Here is a 6662-nt window from a genome sequence, read left to right on the forward strand (position 1 = left end):
CTTTCTAGCCTTTATCACGGTTCTGCAAATTCCCATTCAAATTCCTTGGGTACGACTTCCATAAGCACAAGATCCTGCTCTGTACGCAGGATAGCTTGTCCGCTCGAGAAGCTTGAAATATACTCACGACAATTTGCCGACAGATTGAAATACTTTGCTGTTTCCCTGGCTACACTAGGTTCAAGTTTAAGTATTATTTTGGTAGCACAGAGTGATACTATAGCCCTTCCCTGCTGGGTAGCTATAAAATCCTCAATAAATTGTGTAGCAAGTGTAAGTGCTATGTTGAAAGCCCTTCCAAGCCTTGCTATATTGTCTATAAAATCAAGTGCTCTTTCGAACTTGGTAAACAGCGATCCCTCGTCTACATATACATCCTTCAATATATTTTTAAGTTTCCAGTTTGAAAATTTGGCCCATATCCATGACATGGTGTTTATAGTTGCAAAAAACTTAGAAAAATCATCGGCCAGGTTTTTGAAACTTATAACAATAAGCCTGCTTTTCAAATCCACAGTACTTTGGCAGTCAAAAATGGCCATTGGACCATCTCCAGTTATCATCTTCATAATTTCAGTAAGTTCAGTGAGATTTGCAAGCTGGGCGCTCCTGTTGTATTCCACAAGACCGTCCCTCAAATTTGAAAGTGTAGGAAGTCTCTTTTTTACCTTGCCGGTATAAAACTTACCCTCTACTGCTTTTTCAGCTTCTATATAAAGGCTGTCTGCATTTTCCGTTATCTTGCAATCGGAGTACAATTTACTTACCACACCGTCAACAGCTGTAATCTCCTGTCCTCTAAGCGGTTTCCCCCTGAACCTTTCAGCAAAAATAGAAATCATATTCACTATTTCAGTTCTTTTTCCGTAGAGATTGATTTTTCTCTTTCCATGTTCGTCTTCCTCTATCTCAAGATCAAAAGGGTTTATACCGCTTTTGACTCCAGGTTTGAGTTCTATAAATTGTCCTCCAAGAATTTCAGCCTGCTTGCGATATTCACCTTTGGGATCCATTATTACCGACCATCTGCCAGCTGCAGTTCCTCTGGCAGATTTTACATGCATTAAAACGGATTTTCCGGCACCTGTTGTTCCACAGATAAAAGTATGTGGATTGGTAAGTTCCGGAGCACCTATAAAATTGTTGTAAAATATATAGGACTTCGTATTCAGGTTTCTCCCAAGCAGTATCCCTCCCCTGTGTGAAAGCTGTGTATTTCCCAATGGAATAAGACTTGCTATAGCCCCTGTTGTCATATTTCTAAGATAGGAAGAGTATGATAGATTGAGCGTCGGAAGTCCTGAAATAAAACTTTTGCTTTGATCATAAGTAAGACACCTGATCTTTACAGCTTTTCTACTGCATAAATCATTCAAAGAATTGGATCTATCATCAAGATCCCTGGTATCTCTGCCCCATATAAAAATAATTGGCTGTGCAAAGAACATCCTTTCTTTGTTTGTCTGGATGAGTTCTCGCAGTGCATCAAGATCATCCGCCGCATGTGCCACTCCATAATCCACAGCATATCCATGCTTTACCTGAAGGTTCAGATTAGACTTAAGCTCAGAATATTTGGAGGTGAGCCGATTTATTATCTCAGCATCAGGAATTGGCTCTACATAAGTTGAAATATCTATGTTTCCCAACGTAAACAGATCATTTAGAAAACCTATATACATCTGCCTCGGGTAATTTGTTATAGCATAAACACGAACATATTTATTCGGTCCCAGGTATATATAATCATTGTTTTCACTGAAAACATCGGGGTAAATTAAATCCATGATATTTGATGTTTTATCAAATATATCACCTGTTTTTTTATTACTTTTGCCTGGTTTCTTTTTGAATTTCTTCCCTTTCAATATCATATTCATCTTCTTTTTTGTCCTCCTTTCCCGAATAGATCTCCTGGCCTATACCCTCTGTATAAAGCTCCATTGCACCATTTTTGATAAGTTTTTCTATCAGTATGTTGTCACCACGCTGCAATATATCAGCAAAAAGCTGGGCAATTTGGTATGAATTCAGTATGGATACCCTCATTTTTGCCCCAATAAGCTTGGACATTACCAGGTTGCATTTATACCTGAGGTCATTTTTTGCCCTTTCCTCATCTTTTATATCAGTGCCAATAATGCAGAAACTTCTAAATACATATACTCCCCTGCTGTTTTCAATTTCCTTATATGAGTTATACAGTTTGTCAGAATACTGCCTTAGCCCCTCCGGGATATTTTCATCAGCAGATTCTACTGTTTTTAAAACAAGTTCTGCCGGCTCTTTTGTTTCTATTCTTGTTGGTGTTGTAAAAAATTGAATTGAATCATTTAGAGAAAGTGCAAACTGGAGAAGTTTCAATTCCATAACTTCTATTTCATCATCAGTAAGAAGCGGAATATCAGGTGAGGATACGCTGAGTATGATTCTCCTTTTACCACTTAGGAGCTGAATTTTATTGTTTTTTATGTCATTCATACCTATCAGTTTCTTTATTTCAGGCAGAGACTTTGTTTTGACATCTTTATTTTTATTGGAAGTTTTAATGTCCTTATCTAAATACTTACCACTCTTTTTATTCTCATCATCTATTCTTGTATAGATATAGGCCCCAATTGGAAATGAAAGCCCTATAAGTACAAGAACAACTGCTATAAGCAAATAAATCCCTTCTTTCCAGACAAGCCATAACACAACTATGGTTGGTTTTTTATAACATGATTTCTCAACTTGTACATGACGCATTTAAATAAATATTTATCAATATTTATACCGTCTTTCTTAATGAAAGCCATAATAATACAAAATATTGAAAACGGTAATGAAACTACAATTCTAACTGCGAAAGACAAAAAATTAAATGAAATAGCACCACCTACGGTTGTCCTTGACATATAGCCTGTGTTCAATATGAAAAGTAGCAATATGATAAAAACTGCAAGCACAATCCATGCAAACTGTCTAAGTGAAAGGTACCCGCCAATAATCTTGTCTTCACTGTCTATGTTGTAAGGTACAGTAAAATATGTCACATATATCACCCCTCTTTTTTATATAAACAGCAGCAGAAGATCCACTGCTGCATTTGTTTTTGTTCCTATCCTTTGAGCCCAAAAGTACCCCAAAAGAAACCTACGAAAATTGCAATAGCACCAATTAATACAGCCCCACCAACTATCCATCCAATTGATGCAAGGGCTTCAGTACGGGTTTCCTGTCTTTTATGTGCGAGTATCATTGTAAGTCCGACAATTCCCATGGCTATAGCTATGGCTCCACCACCTACAGCCATAAGTACTGTCTTTGTAGAACCAAACAATCTGCTTTCCACAGCTTTTGATGATTGAGTGCTGATAGCCTGATCTATGCTGTCTGCAAGTACCGGGCAGTTTACCACAATGATTGCAGATAATGTAAAAAAGGCATCCATAACAACTTTCCTGCCATTTGTTAAAAGGTTTCTCAATTTTTTCAGCATGAATACACCACCTCCTTTCTTCTGCATCTCATTTCTCTTTACTTACCTGCACCCGCGGTTTTTGCCGCTGTGATTATAAGACCCAGAATGAGCGGGGCAAGATAAAACAAAAACAAAACTGCAATGGTAGTAGCAATACCACACCATCCAGCTTTTTTAATATTTTTTGACATTAATATTCCTCCAAGGAGTAAAACCAGCGCAGATATCAAAAGTACAAGTTTTGCGATTGGAAATACAATTGGATCCAAGGAATTGTAGATAAACTGTATTACAGCATTTATACTGTGTGAAAAATCGGAAGAAGACACGGCCTGAACGGCTCCTGAGTCTATATTTTCTGCTGCAAGGACAGTAAAAAACATTAGATTCAAGTAAATCACCTCCCATCTGTAGCACAGATTTTTTCATCATCCTGGTTGAACAGCTCAAATCGTAATTTTCTAATGGAATTTTTTTTGATTTTATAGACCTGAGATTTCTCTAAATTTAAAAGAGCTGAGATTTCCTTGAGCTGCATCTGATCAAAATAAAATCTTTTCAATATAAATATTTCCAATTTGGATAATTTACAATATCTGAAAAGCTGGGTTAAGAATATATGACTTTCTACATTTTTGAACTCATTGAATTCACTTTTGGCATGTAAATTCGTTATTTCATCCAGTGATAACAAACTTTCAGATTTGAATTTTTTAAACTTTTCTGGATCTTTGGATTGCCTTTTCGATCTCATATAACTTCTGATTTTATAATCCGGAAGATGTACATAAAACGTATTATTGCTCATATATTTCCATATTTCCCCTTTGATATATGGATAAGCGTAAGCTAGAAATTCGGAATTGCTTTCAAGATTATAGTTTCCAAGCGCTTTCAAAAAGCCTATTTTGCCCTCAGATACCAGGTCCTCGAAATTTGTATTTGAAATGCTTAATTTATGTGCTATCCAGTAAATGTAATTTATATTTTTATTTAAAAGAGTTGAAACAGCTTTTTTATCCCCTTGCTGGGCTTTTTTTATGAGTGTATTATCCATGGAGACTCTTCTATATTTGTTTTTCCTAATGTTGCTACTTTCTTTTTTACTGCCTTATAGCTGGCATCCTTCAATTTAATCATGATGTTCATCAATTCTGTTTTTCCCTCCTAGTAAACTACCTTACATTAGAATTGTCAGGGTAAGTTTACTTGGATTTTAAAGTTAAATCGACCTTAATTAAATGGTACAACATATTTTTAATTATAAATTTGGCCATTTCTTATCCGTTTTTGGAGTAATAATTGGTATATAAATTTAAAATTTTTGATATTAACACAAAAAAATAAAGGATGTTCATATCCCACTTGTTGAAATAAGAGACTTCCCTACTTTAGCTGAATTATCCTATTTATAATACTGTCCTTTATACTCTATAATTATATAGCCATTTTTCTGCTTCCTTTATTCTGTCATAAGTATCAATGCTGATACATTCCGTAAAGTGAACTACTCACCACTTACCTGAGCCTTACGGCTGTTAACGGTTGAAATGGAAGCTTTGATGAGTCTAACGACTCAATTTAAGAAGTTTGGCTGCTAGGCAACCCTTATTCTTACGGGCGTGTCCACTTCGCCCCTATTGTATAGCCCCTCAAGGGACACAACGCTACTTTTACTGAGGATGTTCAATGCACCGTTTACGTCTGCATTGATGTAAGAACCTGCCTTTGTCCGGTACAGTCCGCGCTTTACACGCCTGCCCGAGAACTTGTACACGTCCGGATTGTCAGCATTGTAGACAGGAACAATATCCCTGTCAAAAAAGCTCGCTTTTGATGTGTAGCTTTCCTCCTGTTTCAGGTATTTGATGCCGTAAAGCTGGCAGAGATATTCAAGTTTGTCCCGCAGCTTGCCAAATGGAATGTTCACGAAGTTTTGGTTGTTGGCTTTCCCTATTCTGCTGCTTGTCTGGAATGTCTTATTGTATCCTACTACAAGTGTACCAATTTTACTTTTCAGACAGTAATTTATGATGATACGGGCAGTCTTCGCCATATAGTCGTTAACTTTGTTGTTGCGTCTGCGGGCTATTGACTTCTGGCGATTTGTGGTGCATTTTCCAAATTTCTGCTTGTCCTTGATGCTCTGCAGCCGTGCATTCTGCTTGTTGTACCACTGGTTGACAGATTTGAGCCTGCGTCCGTCTATGATGAAACTCTCGCCGGCAGAAGTCACACAGGTAGCCAGGTTGTTAATTCCAAAGTCAACTGCCAGTGCTTTGTTTTTATCTAAGTTTCTTTGTTCTTCTTTCACTTCATAAGTGTACTGAATTTCAAAGAACCTGGCTTTTGCCTTAGGTATTATGCGTATCTCCTTAATCTTCTTGTCCAGGAGAATAGGCGGGATTGCAATCTCAACTTTGGCGTGTTTTTTCTTGAACTGGTTTGAGTATGGCAATACAAGTTTATTGCCTTTCAGGCGGACAAAACCGATGACAAGTGTGGTGAATCCATGTTTCGGTAAGTAGTGCGGGAGTACAACGTCCCGGAAATTATATCGCCCCTGTCCGGCCAGTTTGATGAGACCGAAGAATGATTTAAACGAGCCGTCCACTTCCCTAAGGATCTGCTGTGCCATATTTGAGTTAAGTGTCTTATAGTTAGGGCTGTCCTTCAAAAGGGTATAGTTCTTCTGGTAGTTCAGGTACTCACCCTCACGGAAATAATACTGGCGTATATTGTAGATGGCTTCATTGGTAAGATTCTTTGCCGCATGGGCCAGCTTACGGATATTCAGGTATTCTTCCCTGGACAAATGTTTTACCTGTTGTTTGACTGTTAAGTACATGGTATTTCACCTCGCTTTCTGAGGTTATTATACTATCTTTGACGTATCTTTTCTCCATACCCTTGTATTACATAGTATTTTAAATATAGAAATATCACAAATCTATCTCTGAATAATGCCGTATTATTAAGCCTTTATTTTTCTTTAACAAGCTTTATCCATGGCTTAAATGAATCTTTTTTTACCACACCTAGCATATTACAAAATTTTTCAAAGTTAACTAAACTAAATAAGTCAAATTTACGATTATTAATCAGCTGATCAGCAGTTTCTATACATCCTTTTGAAAAATCTTTAGCTGTAGATTATAATGGACCCAAGAATTCAGACAAAAAAATGCTTGCTTTTTAG

The 6662-nt window shown here is 37.0% G+C and carries 7 protein-coding genes; all 7 read right to left on the bottom strand.

Annotated features, from left to right (window positions below; translation table 11 throughout):
* Positions 1–14: 14 nt before the first annotated feature.
* Entirely contained in the window at positions 15–1880 is a 1866-nt protein-coding gene (locus ACFHWD_RS12650; RefSeq protein WP_378062158.1) for a VirB4 family type IV secretion system protein, read from the bottom strand.
* Entirely contained in the window at positions 1828–2664 is an 837-nt protein-coding gene (locus tag ACFHWD_RS12655) for a hypothetical protein (RefSeq protein ID WP_179977681.1), read from the bottom strand. The genes ACFHWD_RS12650 and ACFHWD_RS12655 overlap by 53 nt, the downstream gene beginning before the upstream one ends.
* A 35-nt stretch (positions 2665–2699) precedes the next feature.
* Positions 2700–3035, bottom strand: a complete 336-nt coding sequence (locus ACFHWD_RS12660) for a PrgI family protein (RefSeq protein ID WP_179977682.1) — start codon at positions 3033–3035, stop codon at positions 2700–2702.
* Positions 3036–3100: 65 nt separating this feature from the next.
* Positions 3101–3481 (bottom strand): hypothetical protein, encoded by a 381-nt coding sequence (locus ACFHWD_RS12665; RefSeq protein ID WP_179977683.1) that lies wholly within the window; start codon positions 3479–3481, stop codon positions 3101–3103.
* A gap of 38 nt (positions 3482–3519) precedes the next feature.
* Positions 3520–3855, bottom strand: coding sequence for a hypothetical protein (locus ACFHWD_RS12670; protein WP_150356834.1), 336 nt, complete (start codon positions 3853–3855; stop codon positions 3520–3522).
* Positions 3856–3860: 5 nt separating this feature from the next.
* Positions 3861–4520 (bottom strand): sigma-70 family RNA polymerase sigma factor, encoded by a 660-nt coding sequence (locus tag ACFHWD_RS12675; protein WP_378062161.1) that lies wholly within the window; start codon positions 4518–4520, stop codon positions 3861–3863.
* Positions 4521–5060: 540 nt separating this feature from the next.
* Positions 5061–6278, bottom strand: a complete 1218-nt coding sequence (locus ACFHWD_RS12680; protein ID WP_378062163.1) for an RNA-guided endonuclease InsQ/TnpB family protein — start codon at positions 6276–6278, stop codon at positions 5061–5063.
* Between the last annotated feature and the right edge of the window lie 384 nt (positions 6279–6662).

The sequence above is a fragment of the Clostridium sp. MT-14 genome, from assembly GCF_042436595.1.
Classification (GTDB): domain Bacteria; phylum Bacillota; class Clostridia; order Clostridiales; family Clostridiaceae; genus Clostridium_B; species Clostridium_B aromativorans.